Origin of the sequence: Streptomyces filipinensis (assembly GCF_014649495.1) — a bacterium.
GTDB lineage: Bacteria > Actinomycetota > Actinomycetes > Streptomycetales > Streptomycetaceae > Streptomyces > Streptomyces filipinensis.
The window spans coordinates 348,840-365,985 of sequence record NZ_BMTD01000006.1 but is presented as its reverse complement, the minus strand read 5'-3'; the positions used below and the strand labels follow the sequence as shown (position 1 = coordinate 365,985).

Annotated in this window: 16 protein-coding genes; 4 read left to right on the top strand and 12 right to left on the bottom strand. The window is 70.5% G+C overall.

Translation table 11 applies throughout. The features are described from left to right. Positions 1-16 precede the first annotated feature (16 nt). Both IE244_RS17140 and IE244_RS17135 read left to right on the top strand, forming a co-directional pair. A complete protein-coding gene (locus IE244_RS17140) occupies positions 17-1,171 on the top strand; it encodes a sensor histidine kinase (RefSeq protein WP_191874412.1) in 1,155 nt (384 codons plus the stop codon). Further along, complete coding sequence (locus IE244_RS17135) at positions 1,168-1,794, top strand: response regulator (RefSeq protein ID WP_191874378.1); 627 nt, start codon at positions 1,168-1,170, stop codon at positions 1,792-1,794. Before IE244_RS17140 ends, IE244_RS17135 begins: the two co-directional genes overlap by 4 nt. 44 nt (positions 1,795-1,838) lie before the next feature. On the opposite strand, the gene hisS is transcribed toward IE244_RS17135, so the two are convergent. Both hisS and IE244_RS17125 read right to left on the bottom strand, forming a co-directional pair. Continuing rightward, a complete protein-coding gene (hisS, locus tag IE244_RS17130; RefSeq protein WP_191874377.1) occupies positions 1,839-3,101 on the bottom strand; it encodes a histidine--tRNA ligase in 1,263 nt (420 codons plus the stop codon). A 12-nt stretch (positions 3,102-3,113) separates the two neighbouring features. Further along, positions 3,114-3,821 (bottom strand): MBL fold metallo-hydrolase, encoded by a 708-nt coding sequence (locus IE244_RS17125; RefSeq protein WP_191874376.1) that lies wholly within the window; start codon positions 3,819-3,821, stop codon positions 3,114-3,116. Positions 3,822-3,991: 170 nt separating this feature from the next. Here IE244_RS17125 and IE244_RS17120 point away from each other — a divergent pair, with 170 nt between their 5' ends. Together IE244_RS17120 and IE244_RS17115 are read left to right on the top strand one after the other, a co-directional pair. Continuing rightward, positions 3,992-4,825 (top strand): peptidylprolyl isomerase, encoded by an 834-nt coding sequence (locus IE244_RS17120; RefSeq protein WP_191874375.1) that lies wholly within the window; start codon positions 3,992-3,994, stop codon positions 4,823-4,825. Between the two features lie 143 nt (positions 4,826-4,968). Continuing rightward, positions 4,969-6,198, top strand: a complete 1,230-nt coding sequence (locus IE244_RS17115) for a DUF349 domain-containing protein (RefSeq protein WP_191874374.1) — start codon at positions 4,969-4,971, stop codon at positions 6,196-6,198. A 63-nt stretch (positions 6,199-6,261) separates the two neighbouring features. On the opposite strand, the gene relA is transcribed toward IE244_RS17115, so the two are convergent. From relA to pdxT, 10 genes are all read right to left on the bottom strand, one after another. Further along, on the bottom strand, positions 6,262-8,799 hold the full coding sequence (relA, locus tag IE244_RS17110; RefSeq protein ID WP_191874373.1) for a GTP pyrophosphokinase: 2,538 nt from the start codon (positions 8,797-8,799) through the stop codon (positions 6,262-6,264). A 251-nt stretch (positions 8,800-9,050) separates the two neighbouring features. Next, positions 9,051-9,599, bottom strand: a complete 549-nt coding sequence (locus IE244_RS17105) for an adenine phosphoribosyltransferase (protein WP_191874372.1) — start codon at positions 9,597-9,599, stop codon at positions 9,051-9,053. Then, the gene (gene secF, locus IE244_RS17100) at positions 9,596-10,702 is read right to left on the bottom strand and encodes a protein translocase subunit SecF (RefSeq protein ID WP_191874371.1); all 1,107 of its coding nucleotides are present in this window, start codon (positions 10,700-10,702) and stop codon (positions 9,596-9,598) included. Before secF ends, IE244_RS17105 begins: the two co-directional genes overlap by 4 nt. 3 nt (positions 10,703-10,705) lie before the next feature. Beyond that, positions 10,706-12,499, bottom strand: a complete 1,794-nt coding sequence (gene secD, locus IE244_RS17095) for a protein translocase subunit SecD (protein ID WP_191874370.1) — start codon at positions 12,497-12,499, stop codon at positions 10,706-10,708. 144 nt (positions 12,500-12,643) lie between these two features. After that, complete coding sequence (gene yajC, locus IE244_RS17090; protein ID WP_191874369.1) at positions 12,644-13,147, bottom strand: preprotein translocase subunit YajC; 504 nt, start codon at positions 13,145-13,147, stop codon at positions 12,644-12,646. Between the two features lie 188 nt (positions 13,148-13,335). Beyond that, complete coding sequence (gene ruvB, locus IE244_RS17085; RefSeq protein ID WP_191874368.1) at positions 13,336-14,406, bottom strand: Holliday junction branch migration DNA helicase RuvB; 1,071 nt, start codon at positions 14,404-14,406, stop codon at positions 13,336-13,338. Positions 14,407-14,432: 26 nt separating this feature from the next. Further along, positions 14,433-15,038 carry a Holliday junction branch migration protein RuvA gene (gene ruvA / locus IE244_RS17080; RefSeq protein WP_191874367.1) on the bottom strand — a complete coding sequence of 202 codons (606 nt, stop codon included), beginning with the start codon at positions 15,036-15,038 and terminating at the stop codon, positions 14,433-14,435. Next, complete coding sequence (gene ruvC / locus IE244_RS17075) at positions 15,035-15,574, bottom strand: crossover junction endodeoxyribonuclease RuvC (protein WP_031161820.1); 540 nt, start codon at positions 15,572-15,574, stop codon at positions 15,035-15,037. Before ruvC ends, ruvA begins: the two co-directional genes overlap by 4 nt. 154 nt (positions 15,575-15,728) lie before the next feature. Further along, complete coding sequence (locus IE244_RS17070) at positions 15,729-16,481, bottom strand: YebC/PmpR family DNA-binding transcriptional regulator (RefSeq protein ID WP_191874366.1); 753 nt, start codon at positions 16,479-16,481, stop codon at positions 15,729-15,731. A gap of 49 nt (positions 16,482-16,530) precedes the next feature. Further along, complete coding sequence (gene pdxT / locus IE244_RS17065; protein ID WP_191874365.1) at positions 16,531-17,136, bottom strand: pyridoxal 5'-phosphate synthase glutaminase subunit PdxT; 606 nt, start codon at positions 17,134-17,136, stop codon at positions 16,531-16,533. Between the last annotated feature and the right edge of the window lie 10 nt (positions 17,137-17,146).

Below are 17,146 nucleotides of genomic sequence, written 5' to 3'. Positions count from 1 at the left end.
CGCCTGGGACCGTTCGATGCTGCTCTGGGACGTGTACTTCGCGGTGGCCTGGGTGGCCACGCAGATCATGCTGCTGGGCGCCGAACATCCGGGGTGGCCGGTCCGGGCGGTCGCGGCCGGCCTCATCGTGCCGCTGGTTCCCTGGTACGTGGGGGTGGGGCGTCGGCTGCTCGGGGAGGATCCGCCGGACGAGCGCCGCGCCCGCGCCTACCTGGCCGGGGCGGCGGCCCTGTTCCTGCCGTCCGCCGTGCTGGCCGGCGAGACACGGATCCTGGCCTTCGCGCTGATCCCCCAGTGCTTCATGACCCTGCGCATGCGCGGTGCGTTGACCGCCGTGACGGTGATCAACGTGGTCCCGGTCGCAGGCTGGGCGGTGCTGTGGCGGCCGGGCGCCGAGGACCTGCTCGTCAACACGCTGTCCGCCCTGGTGACCCTGGTGTTCTCGGCGGTCGTCGGGGGCTGGATCATCCGGATCATCGAGCAGAGCCTGGAGCGGGCCGAACTGATCGCCGAACTGGACGCGAGCCGGCACGAGATCTCCCGGCTGTCGGCCGTGCACGGCGCCCTGACCGAACGCGAACGCTTCGCCCGGGAGATCCACGACACCCTCGCCCAGGGCTTCACCAGCCTGCTGATGCTGGTCCAGGCCGTGGACGCGGAACTCGACTCCGACCCGGCGCAGGCCCGCCGCCACCTCGCCCTCATGGACGAGACGGCCCGCCGGAACCTCGCGGAGGCCCGTGCCCTGGTGGCCGGCGGCGCACCCGCCGATCTGGCGGGCGCCAGCCTCCCGGACGCGCTGCACCGGCTGACCGCCCGCCAGGACGCGGCGCTGGAAGTCACCGGCCCGGTGCGGGCGTTGCCCGCGGGCGTGGAGGTGGTGGTCCTGCGCGCCTGCCAGGAGGCCCTGACCAACGCCCGCAGACACGCCGGGAGTTCGTCCCGGGCCGAGGTCCGCCTCGACTACGCCGACGACACGCTGGCCCTCTCCGTCCGGGACGACGGCTGCGGCTTCGACCCGGCCACCGCGCCGAGCGGATACGGTCTGGCAGGGCTGCGCGCCCGTGCCGCCGAGGTGGGCGGCACGGCGGCCGTCCGCAGCGCGCCCGGCGACGGCACGACGGTGACCGTGCGCCTGCCCGTCCCCGCCCTGAGGAGTGAGACCCCGTGATCCGGATCGTCCTGGCCGACGACCACCCCGTCGTGCGGGAGGGACTGCGCGCGATGCTGAGCGCCGAGCCGGACCTGGACGTGGTCGGCGACGCGTCCAGCGGGCCGCAGGCGGAGGCGCTGGCGGCCGGACTGCGGCCGGACATCGTGCTGATGGACCTGCGGATGCCGGGTGGCTCGGGCGTGGACTCGATCGCGCGGATGACCGCGGCCGGGCTGCCGTGCCGGGTGATCGTCCTGACGACGTACGAGACCGACCGGGACATCCTGCGGGCCGTGGAGGCGGGTGCCGCGGGCTATCTGCTGAAGGACCTGCCCCGGCGTGAACTGGCCGACGCGGTACGGGCGGCGGCGCGCGGCGAGACCGTGCTGGCCCCGTCGGTGGCGGCCCGCCTGGTGGACCAGCTGCGGAGCAGACCGGAACGCCCCCGGCTGTCCGCCCGCGAGACGGCCGTGCTCCGCCTGGTGGCCGAGGGCTGCACCAACGCGGAGATCGGACGCAGGCTCTACATCGGCGAGTCGACCGTGAAGACCCACCTGCTGCGGATCTTCGGGAAACTGGGAGTGGACGACCGTACCGCGGCGGTGACCAGCGCGATGCGGTACGGCCTGCTGGAACAGTGAGAGGGCGCCGGGGATCGTCCCCGGCGCCCTCTCGTCGGCCGCGACTAGCCGAGCCGGGACTCCAGCTCCGCCACGATCTCGTGCACGCCGATCGCCGTCTGCTCTCCGGACTCCATGTCCTTGAGCTGGACGACGCCGTCGGCGAGGTCGCGTTCGCCGGCCACGATCGCGTAGCGGGCCCCGCTGCGGTTGGCGTTCTTCATGGCGCCCTTCAGGCCCTTGCCGCCGTACGAGAAGTCCGCCGTGATGCCGACCTTGCGCAGTTCGGTGACCTTCGCGAAGAGCACGCGGCGGGCCTCCTCGCCGAGCGGGACGGCGTAGACCGACGTGGTGGACGGGAGGTCCAGCTGCACGCCCTCCGCCTCCAGGGCGAGGACCGTGCGGTCGACGCCGAGGGCCCAGCCCACCGAGGGCAGCGCGGGGCCGCCGATCATCTCGGACAGGCCGTCGTAGCGGCCGCCGCCGCCCACCGCGGACTGGGAGCCCAGGCCGTCGTGGACGAACTCGAAGGTGGTGCGGGTGTAGTAGTCCAGGCCGCGCACCAGCTTCGGGTCGTCCTCGAAGGACACGCCCGCCGCCGTGATCAGCTCGCGGACCTCCTCGTGGTACGCCTTGCACGCGTCGCACAGGTAGTCGCGCAGCAGCGGGACGCCGGTGAGCTGCTTCTGGACCGACTCGCGCTTGTCGTCGAGGACCCGGAGCGGGTTGATGTCGACGCGCTGCCGCGTGTCCTCGTCCAGGTCGAGGCCGCGCAGGAAGTCCTGCAGCGCGGCCCGGTACACCGGACGGCACTCCTTGTCGCCCAGGCTGTTCAGCAGGATGCGGAAGTCCCTGAGGCCCAGCGAGCGGTACGCCTGGTCGGCGAGGATGATCAGCTCGGCGTCCAGGGCCGGGTCCTCCGTGCCGATCGCCTCGGCGCCCACCTGGGAGAAGTGCCTGTACCGGCCCTTCTGCGGGCGCTCGTAGCGGTACTGCGAGCCCGAGTACCAGACCTTCACCGGGAGGTTGCCCGTCTTGTGCAGGTTGGCCTCCAGCACCGCACGCAGCACGGGCGCGGTCGTCTCGGGACGCAGGGCCAGCCTGTCGCCGCCCTTCGTCTCGAAGACGTACATCTCCTTCGTCACGATGTCGGTGGACTCACCGACGCCGCGCGCGAACAGCTCCACGTTCTCGAAACCGGGCGTCTCGATGTAGCCGTAGCCGGAGCTCCTGAGGGGCGCGGCGATCGCCTCGCGGACGGCCAGGAACCTGGCGCTGTCCGGCGGCAGCAGGTCGTACGTGCCCTTGGGTGCCTTGAAAGTGCTCACGGAAATCTCTCGTCACATTCCTCGTCGTGGAGCCGGGGAGGCTTCCTGGCCGACGGCCACCTGCCGCAGATACGGGTTGGTGGCGCGCTCCTGGCCGATGGTCGTCTGGGGGCCGTGTCCGGACAGCACCACGGTGGAGTCGTCGAGCGGCAGGCACACGCGGGCCAGCGACTCGAACATGTCCTCCATGGATCCGCCCGGCAGGTCGGTGCGTCCGATGGAGCCGGCGAACAGCAGATCCCCGGAGAAGAACACCGACGGGACGTCGGCGGTCTCGGGCATCCGGAAGGTCACCGACCCCTTGGTATGGCCCGGCGCGTGTGCGACGGAGAACTTCAGGCCCGCCAGGTCGAGGGTGGTGCCGTTCGTCAGCTCGCGGACGTCGTCCGGTTCCCCCACGGTCAGCTCGCCCATGAGCGGCATTCCGATGGACCGGCCGAGCGCCTTCTCGGGATCGCTCATCATGTACCGGTCCTCGGGGTGGATCCAGGCCGGTACGTCATGTGCGCCGCAGACGGGGACGACCGAGGCCACGTGGTCGATGTGCCCGTGGGTGAGGACGACGGCGACGGGCTTGAGCCGATGCTTCTTCAGTGCTTCCTCGACGCCTTCGGCGGCCTGGTGGCCGGGGTCGATGATCACGCACTCCTCACCGGCGGCGGGGGCGACGAGATAACAGTTCGTCCCCCAGGCCCCGGCGGGGAACCCGGCAATGAGCACGATCGTCCTTCGTTGTGTCGGTACGGGTGGCTGCTGACTGTGGTCCTGAGCCTACCGGCGCTGCCGTTTCCTCAGCGAACCCATATACGGTACGGGGCTACACGCAGTGGTCGGCTCACGACGACGCACGCGTACCGGTCGACACACGACACGCATGAGGAGAGAACCCGGTGGTCAGCCAGGAGCAGCGGCGGCGTCAGCTCGCCCGGGAGAAGTTCTTGCGGCAGCAGCAGCGGCGCACCAGCGCGCGACGCAAGGCCCGCGTGCGCAACTCCGTGATCGCGTCGGTACTGGGCGTGATCGTGATCGGCAGCGTCGCGTTGTACACGACCGGCGTGCTGAAGGGTGGCGACGACGACAAGAGCAACGCCGCCGACCACGTCACGCCCAGTGCCTCGCCGACCAGCAAGGCCCCGGACCCGTGCGCGAAGCCCGCGGCCGGCTCGGCGAAGAAGCTGAGCTGGAAGAAGGAACCGGCGACCACGATCGACACGTCGGCGAAGTACACGATGAAGCTCGCGACGACGTGCGGTGACATCGACGTCGCGCTGAAGACGGCGGCGGCCCCGCACACGGTGAACTCGTTCAACTTCCTTGCGGGCAAGGGCTACTTCGACCACACCAAGTGCCACCGCCTGACCACCACCGACATCTACGTGCTCCAGTGCGGCGACCCGCAGGGCACCGGGATGGGCGGGCCGGGCTACACGCTCCCGGACGAGAACCTGAAGGACAAGAGCCTGAAGGGCAACACGTACCCGGCGGGCACGGTGGCGATGGCCAACACCGGTCAGAAGCACACCGGCGGCAGCCAGTTCTTCCTGGTCTACAAGGACAGCCCGTTGCCGCCGCAGTACAGCCCGTTCGGGACGGTCTCGGACGCGGGCATGAAGGTGCTGCAGAAGATCGCCGCCGCCGGCGCCCAGGCGGCCGACCCGTCGACGGGCAACACCGCCCCGAACGCGACCGTGGTGATCAACAAGGCGACGGTGACGAAGTCCTGACGGCGAAGACGGTCAACTGTGGAATTTCGGTCGCGCTGGATGCGGACAGGCAACCCGCTGGTCGCCTATGTTGGCCGTGACGAAACTGTGGACGATGCCGGGGGTGCCGAGGCCCCCCGCAGGCATCATGTGGAGGAGGCGCTGTGAGCAGCGACCCGTGGGGCCGCGTCGACGAGACGGGGACCGTGTACGTGCGTACGGCCGACGGCGAGCAGGTCGTCGGATCCTGGGCGGCCGGCTCCCCTGAGGAGGCGCTTGCCTACTTCGAGCGCAAGTACGAGGGCCTGGTTGTCGAGATCGGCCTCCTCGAGAAGCGAGTGCAGACCACCGACCTGTCGGCGAAGGACGCCCAGACCGCCATCGACCATCTGCGCGAGCAGGTGGAGGCACACCACGCGGTGGGCGACCTCGACGCCCTGCGGGGGCGGCTGGACAAGCTCGTGGAGACGGTCGAGGCGCGCCGTGAGGAGCGTAAGGCGCAGCGGGCCCGGCAGTCCGACGAGGCCCGCAAGGCCAAGGAGGACCTGGTCACCGAGGCGGAGCAGCTGGCGCAGTCCGACCAGTGGCGGGCCGCCGGCGAACGGCTGCGGGCGCTGGTGGACACCTGGAAGGGGCTGCCGCGGCTGGACCGCAAGTCCGACGACGACCTGTGGCACCGCTTCTCGCACGCCCGGTCGGCGTTCTCCAAGCGGCGCAAGGCGCACTTCGCGCAGCTGGACGCGCAGCGCGAGGAGGCCCGCCGCACCAAGGAGCGGCTGGTCGCGGAGGCCGAGGGGCTGTCGGATTCGACGGACTGGGGTCCCACGGCGGCCCGCTACCGTGAGCTGATGGCCCAGTGGAAGGCCGCGGGCCGGGCCCAGCGCGAGCACGAGGACGACCTGTGGAACCGCTTCCGCGGCGCTCAGGACGTGTTCTTCGCCGCCCGCAGCTCGGTGTTCGCCGAGCGGGACGCGGAGCAGTCGGAGAACCTCAAGCTGAAGGAGGAGCTCGCCGAGGAGGCCGAGAAGCTGCTGCCGATCGGTGACCTGAAGTCGGCGCGGGCCGCCTTCCGCTCGATCAACGAGCGCTGGGAGGCCATCGGGCACGTCCCGCGGGACGCGCGTCCGAAGGTCGAGGGCCGGATGCACGCGGTCGAGCGGGCGATCCAGGAGGCCGAGGAGGCCGAGTGGCGCCGGACGAACCCGGAGGCACGCGCGCGTGCCGAGGGGCTGACCGGTCAGCTGCAGGCCGCCGTGGACAAGCTCGGGGCGCAGATCGAGCAGGCCCGCGCCCAGGGCAACAACGCCAAGGCCGACAAGCTGCAGCGCGAGCTGGAGGGCCGCCAGGCGCTCCTGGACCAGGCCCTGAAGGGCCTGCAGGAGTTCGGCGGCTGAATCCCCTCCCCCGCATGCGAAAGGGCCCCGTACGCGCGTACGGGGCCCTTTCGCATGCGGGCTCTACGACCGGCTGCGTCCCGAGGTCACGCGGTAGACGTCGTACACGCCTTCCACGCCCCGTACGGCCTTCAGGACGTGGCCGAGGTGCTTGGGGTCGCCCATCTCGAAGGTGAACCGGGAGGTGGCCACCCGGTCTCGGGAGGTCTGGACGGCCGCGGACAGGATGTTGACGTGCTGGTCGGACAGGACGCGGGTGACGTCGGACAGCAGACGGGAGCGGTCCAGCGCCTCGACCTGGATGGCGACCAGGAACACCGAGGACTGGGTGGGCGCCCACTCGACGTCGAGGATGCGCTCCGGCTCGCGGGACAGCGAGTCGACGTTCACGCAGTCGCTGCGGTGAACCGATACGCCGCTGCCGCGCGTGACGAAGCCGATGATCGGGTCGCCCGGTACGGGTGTACAGCAGCGGGCCAGCTTGACCCATACGTCGTCCACACCCTTGACGACGACGCCCGGGTCGGCGCTGGAGCGGCGCTTGCGGCCCCGGCCGCGCGTCGGCGGTACCGACTCGTCGATCTCCTCGGTGGCGGCCTCCTCCCCGCCGAGGGCCTGGACCAGCTTCTGCACGATGTTCTGCGCGGAGACATGGCCTTCGCCGATCGCCGCGTACAGCGCGGAGATGTCCGAGTAGCGCATCTCGTGCGCGAGCGTGACGAGGGAGTCGCCGGTGAGGATCCGCTGGATCGGCAGGTTCTGCTTGCGCATCGCCCGGACGATCGCGTCCTTGCCCTGCTCGATCGCCTCGTCCCGGCGCTCCTTGGAGAACCAGGCCCGGATCTTGTTGCGGGCGCGCGGCGACTTGACGAAGCCGAGCCAGTCGCGCGACGGCCCGGCGCCGGGCGCCTTGGAGGTGAAGACCTCTACCAGGTCCCCGTTGTCCAGGGTGGATTCGAGCGGTACGAGCCTGCCGTTGACCCGCGCTCCTATGGTGCGGTGGCCGACCTCGGTGTGGACGGCGTACGCGAAGTCCACCGGGGTGGCGCCGGCCGGCAGCGCGATGACGTCGCCCTTGGGCGTGAAGACGAAGACCTCGTTGCGGGACAGGTCGAAGCGCAGGGACTCCAGGAACTCGCCGGGGTCCTCGGTCTCCTTCTGCCAGTCGAGCAACTGCCGCAGCCACGCCATGTCGTTGAGGTGGTCGTCCTTGCCCTTGCCGGCCTTCGGTACGTCGGTGCGCACCTTGGAGGCGCCGGCGACGGCCTCCTGCTTGTACTTCCAGTGCGCGGCGATGCCGTACTCGGCGCGGCGGTGCATGTCGAAGGTGCGGATCTGCAGTTCGACCGGCTTGCCGTTGGGGCCGATGACCGTCGTGTGCAGCGACTGGTACATGTTGAACTTGGGCATCGCGATGTAGTCCTTGAACCGGCCGGGGACCGGGTTCCATCGCGCGTGCACGGTGCCGAGGGCGGCGTAGCAGTCGCGGACCGTGTCGACGAGGACACGGATGCCCACCAGGTCGTAGATCTCCGCGAAGTCGCGACCGCGGACGATCATCTTCTGGTAGACGCTGTAGTAGTGCTTCGGGCGGCCGGTGACGGTCGCCTTGATACGGGCGGCGCGCAGGTCGGCCTGGACCTCGTCGGTCACTATGGCCAGGTACTCGTCACGCTTCGGCGCCCTTTCGGCCACCAGCCGTACGATCTCGTCGTACATCTTGGGGTAGAGGATCGCGAACGCGAGGTCCTCCAGCTCCCACTTGATGGTGTTCATGCCCAGGCGGTGGGCGAGCGGCGCGTAGATCTCCAGGGTCTCGCGCGCCTTCTTCTCCTGCTTCTCGCGCTTGAGGTAGCGCATCGTGCGCATGTTGTGCAGGCGGTCGGCGAGCTTGATGACCAGGACGCGCGGGTCCTTGGCCATGGCGACGACCATCTTGCGCACGGTCTCGGCCTGCGCGGCCTCGCCGAACTTGACCTTGTCCAGCTTGGTGACGCCGTCGACGAGCAGGGCGACGGTGTCACCGAAGTCGCGGCGCAGCTGGTCGAGGCCGTACTCGGTGTCCTCGACGGTGTCGTGCAGCAGTCCCGCCATCAGGGTGGCCGGGTCCATACCCAGCTCGGCGAGAATGGTGGTGACGGCGAGGGGGTGTGTGATGTACGGGTCGCCGCTCTTGCGCTTCTGGCCGCGGTGCCAGCGCTCGGCGACCTGGTAGGCCCGCTCGATCTGGCGGAGCGTGGCGTTCTCGGTCTTGGGGTCGTTGCTGCGCACTATCCGCAGCAGGGGCTCCAGGACCGGGTTGTACGGGTTGGCGCGCTGGACGCCGAGGCGGGCCAGGCGGGCGCGGACGCGGTTGGAGGAGCCGGTGCGGGTGGGCGGGGTGGCCGGCTGGCGCACCACGGGCGGCTGCGCCGGGCGCTCGGGTGGAGCGGGCTTGGGACGGGTGGCCTCGGCAGCCTTCTCGACGGGCGCGGCCTGGGCGTGCTCGATCGGCCCGCGGGTGTCGTTCTTCGCGTCGGACGCGTGCGGCGCGGGCTTCGCCGCGGCTGCCGAGGCGGACTCGGGCTTGGCGGCGGTCAGGTGCTGGGCCTCGTCTGGCAAGAGGGCTCCTCGTACGCGATCCGGGTCCCCCGGTCAGGCTCCGGAGACCCCATGGTAGCGATCCTGCGGCTGGTCATCGCCTTCAGGCGGAAGTGAGGACCGTCTACCCGTGCAACAGCTGAGGCTTCCGCCGGATTCCGGGGGGATGGATTCAAGGTGTTCGGCGGGCGTGCGGGGAGTGTCCGGCGGGTGCGGGCGGGAAACACGAAGCGGCCTGCGGCAGAGCCGAGGCCGCTTGTGCGTCAAGCCGCTCAGACCTTGAGCAGCGCCTCCAGCGGGGCCCCGCCCAGCGCCGGCTCCAGCCGGGTCCGGCCGCCGAGGAAGCCCAGCTCCATCAGCACCGCCAGGCCGGAGACCTCGGCGCCGGCACGCTGGATGAGGTGGATCGCGGCCTCGGCCGTACCACCCGTGGCCAGCACGTCGTCCACGATCAGGACGCGGTCACCGGGGGCCAGGTCCTCCGCGTGCACCTCGATCTCCGCCGAGCCGTACTCCAGGTCGTACGCCTGGCGCAGCGTCGCCCCGGGCAGCTTGCCCGCCTTGCGGACCGGGATGAAGCCGAGGCCCGCGCGGACGGCGACCGGTGCACCGAGGATGAAGCCCCGGGCCTCCAGGCCGACGACCTTGGTCGCGCCGGTGTGCGCCGCGATCCCGGCCAGCGTGTCGGTGAGGGCGGTGAACGCGGCCGGGTCCGCGAGCAGCGGGGTGATGTCCTTGAACATCACGCCCGGCTCGGGGTAGTCGGCGACGTCACGGATCCGGCTGAGCAACAGCCCCGTGAGGTCTTCGATCTCGGTCATCGGCGCTTCCCGGAGGGTCGGCCGCGGCCCCGGCCACGGGACGCGGGCTGGTTGCGGGGGCCCACGACGGCGGGGGCGGTGTCGTCGGAGTCGCCGTCCTCCGCGCGGTCCGCGGCGAGGTTCTCCTCGACGGCGGCCTGGGCGCGCTTGGCCAGGACCCGCTTGGTGAGGGCCTTCATGGCCGGCTCGCGCTCCTTGAGGTCGGCGACGAGCGGCGTGGCGATGAAGATCGACGAGTAGGCACCGGCCGCGAGGCCGACGAACAGCGACAGCGAGATGTCGTTCAGCGTGCCGGCACCGAGGAAGCCGCCGCCGATGAACAGCAGGCCCGCCACCGGCAGCAGGGCGACCACGGTGGTGTTGATGGAGCGGACCAGCGTGCCGTTGATCGACTGGTTGGCGATGTCGCTGTAGGTGAAGCGGGTCTGCTTGGTGATGTCCTTCGTCTGCTCCTTGAGGCTGTCGAAGACGACGACCGTGTCGTAGAGCGAGTAACCGAGGATCGTCAGCAGACCGATGACCGTACCGGGCGTGACCTCGAAGCCGACCAGGGCGTAGATGCCGGTCGTGATGGTGATGTCGTGGATCAGCGCGACCAGGGCCGCGACGGCCATGCGCCACTCGAAGGCGATGGCGAGGTAGATCACGACGAGGACCATGAAGATGCCCAGGCCCTCCCAGGCCTTGTTGGCGATCTGCTCACCCCAGCTCGGCCCGACCAGGTCGGCGGCGAGCTTCTCGGGGTTGAGGTTCAGGTCCTTGGCCAGCTCCTGCTTGATCCTGTCGGACTCGCCGGTGTCGATGCCGGCGATCTGGATCCGCAGGCTGCCGTTGCCGAGCTTCTGCACGATCGCCTCATGGCCGGAGGCGTCCTTGGCGTAGGTCTCCGCCTGGGCCACCGAGGTGCTCATCTTGGTCGGCGTGGTGAAGACCGCGCCGCCCTTGAACTCGATGCCCATGTTCAGCCCGCGCACCGCCAGGCCGAGGATGGCCGTGATGGTGATCAGGATGGAGACGCCGTACCAGATCTTGCGCTTGCCGACGAAGTCGTACGAGATCTCGCCGCGGTGCAGTCGAGCGCCGAGGTTGCCGAGTTTCGACATCGCTCAGGCCTCCTTCGGGTCGACAGAGCCGGCGGCAGGACCGGCGGGACGGCGGGTGCGGCGCAGTGGCGGCTTGGCACCCAGGCTCTTCGGGTCGAGGCCGGACCACTTGTGGCCGTTCGCGAAGAACTTACGGCGGGCGAGGAGCGTCATCAGCGGCTTGGTGAAGAAGAAGACGACGACGACGTCGAGCACGGTGGTCAGGCCGAGCGTGAACGCGAAGCCCTGGACCTTGCCGACGGTCACGATGAACAGGACGGCGGCGGCGAGGAACGACACGAAGTCGGAGACCAGGATGGTGCGCCGGGCGCGCGGCCAGGCCCGCTCGACGGCGGGTCGCAGCGAGCGGCCCTCGCGGATCTCGTCCCGGATGCGTTCGAAGTACACGATGAACGAGTCCGCGGTGATACCGATGGCGACGATGGCGCCGCAGACGGCCGGCAGGTTCAGCGCGAAGTGGATGGCCGGGCCGAGCAGCGACATGATCACGTACGTGAGGATCGCGGAGACCAGCAGCGAGGCCATCGCGACGACCGACAGACCGCGGTAGTAGACCACCAGGTAGATCACGACCAGGGCGAGGCCGATCGCGCCGGCGAGCAGACCGGCGTGCAGCTGCTCACCGCCGAGCGCGGCGGTGACGGTGGTGACGGACTGCTCCTGGAAGGAGAGCGGCAGGGCGCCGTACGACAGCATGTTGGCGAGGCTCTGGGCCTCCTGCTGCGTGAAGCTGCCGGAGATCTCCGCCTGGCCGCCGGTGATCGCGTTCTGCACGAACGGGCTGGAGACGACCTCGCCGTCGAGGACGATGCCGAACTCGTTCTGCGGGGACTGGTTCTTCGCCAGCTGCCCGGTGATGTCCGCGAACTTCTTGGAACCGCTGGAGGTGAAGGTCATCTGAACCTGCCAGCCGGCGGCGCCCTGGGTGTCGAAGACGGCCTGCGCCTTCTTCACCTCGGTGCCGTCGACGGCGGCCGGGCCGAGCACGTACTTGTACCAGACCTTCTTGATCTGACCGCAGGCGATCGCGGGGTCGCCGGGCTTGGCGGCGCCGCCCACCTTGGCCCGCTGGGCGGGGTCCGTGCAGTCCAGGGCGGCGTACTGGGCCTGGAGCTTGGCGGCGGCGGCGTTGCCGGCGGCGGACCCGGACGGCGTGGCCGACGGCTTGGAGGTACCGCTGGGGGTCGCGCTCGGCGAGGGAGTGGAGCCGGCCTTCAGCGCGTCGGTGACGGCGCGGCCCTGGGAGGTCGCCGAGGCCGTCGGGGACGGGGACCCCGAGGAGGACGAGGACGCCCTCTCCTTGGAGGAGGAAGAGGCGGAGGGGCTCGTGCTCGGGTTCGGCGAGGAGCTGCCGCTGGAGGAGGCGCTCGGCGACGGGCTCTTCGAGGCGGGGACGCTGGGCCCGCTGGCCAGGACCGGGCGGAAGTACAGCTTGGCGGTGGTGCCGACCTGCTGCTGGGCTTCCTTGGAGTTGGTGCCCTTGGGGATGTTGACGATGATGTTGTCGTTCCCCTGGGTCTGCACCTCCGACTCGGAGACGCCGAGGCCGTTGACCCGGCGGTTCATGATGTCGACCGCGGTGTCCATGTTGGCCTTGTTGATCGCGGACCCCTGGTCGGCCTTCGCCTTGAGCGTGATGCTCGTACCACCGGCGAGGTCGATGCCGAGACGCGGAGTGGTGTTCTTGGAAAGGAACATGCCTCCGGTGAGCGCCACGATGGCGATCAGGATGAGGGCCAGCGAGCGCCCTGGCTTGCTCTGGGCACTCGCGCTCCGGCCCCTCTTAGGTGCTGCCACCTTCTCGTACTCCCTCTCGGGCCGCCCCGTGCCCGGTCGGGCGCGGTCGGCCATGACATGGTGTCGGGCTGTTCCGTGCGGGAAACAGACGCCCGGTGGTGCGCGGGGCGTGATTATGCCGCGTAGCGCACCACCGGGACGTGACTACTTCGCGTCGGAGTCGCCGTCGGTCTTCTTCGGCTCGTCCTCCGCCTTGGCCTCGGCGGCCTCGGCCGCGTCGGTGTCGTCCTCGGCAGCGTCCTTCTTACCGAGGTCGACGGCCTTGTCGTCGGAGGCGGCGGCAGCGGGCGAGTCGGACTCGTCGGTCTCGGTGAGGGAGGACGCGTCGTCCGGGACGATGTCGGCGTCGGACTTCAGGTCGTGCTCGATGCCGTGCACGATGCGGTTGTACTCGTCGTCGGTGAGGACGGCGCCGATCGCGTTCTTGGCGAAGAGGAGATCGACACCGGGACCGGCGTCGAGGAGGACGGTGTCCTCGTTGACCTCCTTGACCGTCGCGTACATCCCCCCGATCGTGCGGACACCGGAGCCGGGCTGCATCTCGTTCCGCATGTTGGCGGCCTGCTGCTGCTTCTTCTTGGCCGAACGTGTCATCAGGAACATGGCCGCGATGAGCACGATGAAGGGGAGAAGGGTAAAGGCATTCACGGGACGGAATTTCCTTCGCGCGACCGCGACGGAGAGCGGCCTGTTGACGGGGGTGTGGTCGGCGCCGCCCGCAAGGGCGGCATCGGCGGAGTCTAAGCGAGTCCGCGTGCATGGAACAACGCTCAGCATGGCACCTGGGTTCCTGCTGGTGCCAATGCCTTCGCCGTCCCGCTTCCATCATGGCGCGGTCAGGTCCCGAACAGGTCCTGTTGTCCGTTCCCCCCGGTCGCCGGGCGGGGCGGGGTCAGACCGAGGTGCGCCCAGGCGGCCGGCGTGGCGACCCGGCCGCGGGGCGTGCGGGCCAGCAGTCCCTCCCGGACGAGGAAGGGTTCGGCGACCTCCTCGACTGTCTCCCGCTCCTCCCCCACCGCGACCGCAAGCGTGGACAGGCCGACCGGGCCGCCGCCGAAGAGCTTCAGCAGCGCCTGGAGGACGGCGCGGTCGAGGCGGTCGAGGCCGCGCGCGTCGACCTCGTAGACGGCGAGGGCCGCCGCGGCGATCTCGCGGGTGATCAGGCCGTCGGCCTTGACCTGGGCGTAGTCGCGGACGCGGCGCAGCAGGCGGTTGGCGATGCGGGGCGTGCCACGGGAGCGGCCGGCGATCTCCGCGGCACCGTCGGGCTCGATCTCGACGTCCAGCAGGTTCGCCGAGCGGTGCACGACCCGCTCCAGTTCGTGCGGCTCGTAGAACTCCATGTGCGCGGTGAAGCCGAAGCGGTCGCGCAGCGGGGGCGGCAGCAGGCCCGCGCGCGTGGTCGCGCCGACCAGGGTGAACGGCGGCAGCTCCAGCGGGATCGCGGTGGCACCGGGGCCCTTGCCGACGATGACGTCGACGCGGAAGTCCTCCATCGCCATGTACAGCATCTCCTCGGCGGGCCGGGACATGCGGTGGATCTCGTCGAGGAAGAGGACCTCGCCCTCCTGCAGGGAGGAGAGGATCGCTGCGAGGTCGCCGGCGTGCTGGATGGCGGGGCCGGAGGTGATGCGGATGGGCGCGCCCATCTCGGCCGCGATGATCATCGACAGCGTCGTCTTGCCCAGGCCGGGGGCGCCGGAGAGCAGCACGTGGTCGGCGGTGGCGCCTCGCGCGCGTGCGGCCCGCAGGACGAGGTCGAGCTGTTCGCGGACCTTCTCCTGGCCGATGAACTCACCGAGGTCCTTCGGGCGCAGGGCGGCCTCGACGGCCTGGTCCTCCCGGTCGGCGGACGCACCGACGAGCCGCTCGGGGGCGGGGGTGTCGGTCGTGTCGTCCCAGTTCATGGAAGTGTGCCTCGATCGTCGTGGGGTCAGCGGGCGCGGTTCAGGGTCTGCAGGGCGGCCTTCAGCAGCACGCCGACCTGGGGCGTGCCGCCGGCCGCCTCCGCCTGGGGTGCCACCGCGGCGACGGCCTCGTCGGCCTCGCGGGTGGCGTAGCCGAGGCCGATCAGGGCCGCGTGCAGCTGGTCGCGCCAGCCCTGGGTGACCGGGGCGCCGATCGCGGGGGCGCCGACGGGTTCGCCGAGCCGGTCCTTCAGTTCGAGGAGCAGCTTCTGGGCGCCCTTCTTGCCGATGCCGGGCACGGCGGTGAGGGCCTTCTCGTCACCGGTGGCGACGGCGCGGCGAAGCGCGTCCGGGGTGTGCACGGCGAGCATGGCCTGGGCCAGGCGCGGGCCGACGCCGCTCGCGGTCTGGAGCAGCTCGAAGACCTGGCGCTCGTCGTCGTCGGCGAAGCCGTACAGGGTCAGGGAGTCCTCGCGGACGACCAGGGAGGTGTGGAGCTTGGCGGGCTGGCCCATGCGGAGCGTGGACAGCGTGTTCGGCGTGCACTGGACGGCCATGCCGACGCCGCCGACCTCGACGACCGCGGCGTCGGGGGCGAGCGCGGCGACCGTGCCGCTGACGAAGGCGATCATGCCGTACGGCCTTTCGTTGCGTTGACGGTGTGGCGGGCGACCGCCTGCTGGAGCCGGTTCTGGGCGGGGGCGCGCCAGATGTGGCAGATGGCGAGCGCGAGGGCGTCGGCGGCGTCGGCCGGCTTGGGGGGCGCCGACAGCCGGAGCAGCCGGGTCACCATGGCGCCGACCTGCGCCTTCTCGGCGCGGCCGCTGCCGGTGACGGCGGCCTTGACCTCGCTGGGCGTGTGCAGGGCGACGGGGATGCCGCGCCGGGCGGCGCACAGCATGGCGACGGCGCTGGCCTGGGCGGTGCCCATCACCGTCCGCACGTTGTGCTGGCTGAAGACGCGCTCGACGGCGACGAACTCGGGCCGGTGCTCGTCCAGCCACTGCTCAAGGCCCTGCTCGACGGCGAGGAGGCGGTGACTGAGGTCGGCGTCCACGGGGGTGCGGACGACACCGACGCCGAGCATGGTGAGCGGCCGGCCCGCGACCCCTTCGACGACGCCCACACCGCACCGGGTCAGCCCGGGATCCACCCCCAGTACGCGCACCGCGCCCCCTCCCTCCGCCGGCTCGACCAGCCGACTCGCTCAGCTGTTTGTGCAGGCTATCGGTTGCCACTGACAACGCCGCGCACCGGCGCCCGGCACGGCGACGGGCCGACGGGTTGTCCCGTCGGCCCGTGAGATCTGCGCAGCGGCGGCGTCAGGCGTCGACCTTCTCCATGATCTCGTCGCTCACGTCGAAGTTGGCGAAGACGTTCTGGACGTCGTCGCTGTCCTCAAGCGCGTCGATCAGCTTGAAGATCTTCTTGGCGCCCTCCTCGTCCAGTTCGACCTGGACGGACGGCACGAAGCTGGAATCGGCGGAGTCGTAGTCGATGCCGGCCGCCTGGAGGGCGGTGCGGACCGCGACCAGGTCGGTGGCCTCGCTGATGACCTCGAAGGTCTCGCCGAGGTCGTTGACCTCCTCGGCGCCCGCGTCCAGGACGGCACCGAGGACGTCGTCCTCGGTCAGCTCGCCCTTGGGGACGATGACGACGCCCTTGCGGCTGAACATGTACGACACGGAGCCCGGGTCGGCCATGTTGCCGCCGTTGCGGGTCATGGCGACGCGGACGTCCGAGGCGGCGCGGTTGCGGTTGTCGGTGAGGCACTCGATGAGCACCGCGACACCGTTCGGGCCGTAACCCTCGTACATGATCGTCTCGTAGTCGGCGCCACCGGCCTCGAGACCACCGCCGCGCTTGATGGCCGAGTCGATGTTCTTGTTCGGGACCGACTGCTTCTTGGCCTTCTGGACAGCGTCGTAGAGCGTCGGGTTGCCTTCGAGGTCGACACCGCCCATGCGCGCGGCGACCTCGATGTTCTTGATCAGCTTCGCGAAGAGCTTGCCGCGCTTGGCGTCGATCACGGCCTTCTTGTGCTTCGTCGTAGCCCATTTAGAGTGGCCGGACATCTGCCTGTCTCCTTCGCGTAACCCATCTCTGCAACGAACTCCAGAGATCCTACAAGGACTCCGGTGTCCGGTTGGCGCGCACCATGTCCACGAACAGGGAGTGCACGCGGTGGTCCCCGGTCAGTTCCGGGTGGAACGACGTGGCGAGCACGTTGCCCTGGCGGACGGCGACGATGTGGCCGTCGTGCTCGGCGAGCACCTCGGCCCCGGCGCCCACGGACTCCACCCAGGGGGCGCGGATGAAGACGCCCTCCACAGGATCTCCCGGGATGCCCCGCACGTCGACCGCGGCCTCGAAGGACTCGTTCTGCCGGCCGAAGGCGTTGCGCCGCACGATCATGTCGATGCCACCGATGGTCTCCTGGCCCGAGCGCGGGTCGAGGATCTTGTCGGCGAGCATGATCATGCCGGCGCAGGTGCCGTAGACCGGCATGCCCGCACGCACGCGCGCGCGGAGGGGCTCCATCACCCCGAACAGGATGGCCAGCTTGGAGATGGTGGTGGACTCGCCGCCGGGCAGCACGAGGCCGTCGACCTCGGCGAGTTCCTCGGGGCGCCGCACCGGCCTGGCCACGGCGTCGGCCGCGGCCAGGGCGATGAGGTGCTCCCGTACGTCGCCCTGGAGAGCCAGGACGCCTATGACAGGAGTGTTCATGGGGTTCCGT

What these genes read in the sequence shown, in the direction of transcription:
- ruvB (WP_191874368.1), bottom strand. Translation starts at nt 14,406, where the DNA reads ATGAACTGGGACGACACGACCGACACCCCCGCCCCCGAGCGGCTCGTC.
- ruvA (WP_191874367.1), bottom strand. Translation starts at nt 15,038, where the DNA reads ATGATCGCCTTCGTCAGCGGCACGGTCGCCGCGCTCGCCCCCGACGCC.
- IE244_RS17105 (WP_191874372.1), bottom strand. Translation starts at nt 9,599, where the DNA reads ATGACCGAGATCGAAGACCTCACGGGGCTGTTGCTCAGCCGGATCCGT.
- IE244_RS17070 (WP_191874366.1), bottom strand. Translation starts at nt 16,481, where the DNA reads ATGTCCGGCCACTCTAAATGGGCTACGACGAAGCACAAGAAGGCCGTG.
- pdxT (WP_191874365.1), bottom strand. Translation starts at nt 17,136, where the DNA reads ATGAACACTCCTGTCATAGGCGTCCTGGCTCTCCAGGGCGACGTACGG.
- IE244_RS17140 (WP_191874412.1), top strand. Translation starts at nt 17, where the DNA reads ATGCTGCTCTGGGACGTGTACTTCGCGGTGGCCTGGGTGGCCACGCAG.
- secF (WP_191874371.1), bottom strand. Translation starts at nt 10,702, where the DNA reads ATGTCGAAACTCGGCAACCTCGGCGCTCGACTGCACCGCGGCGAGATC.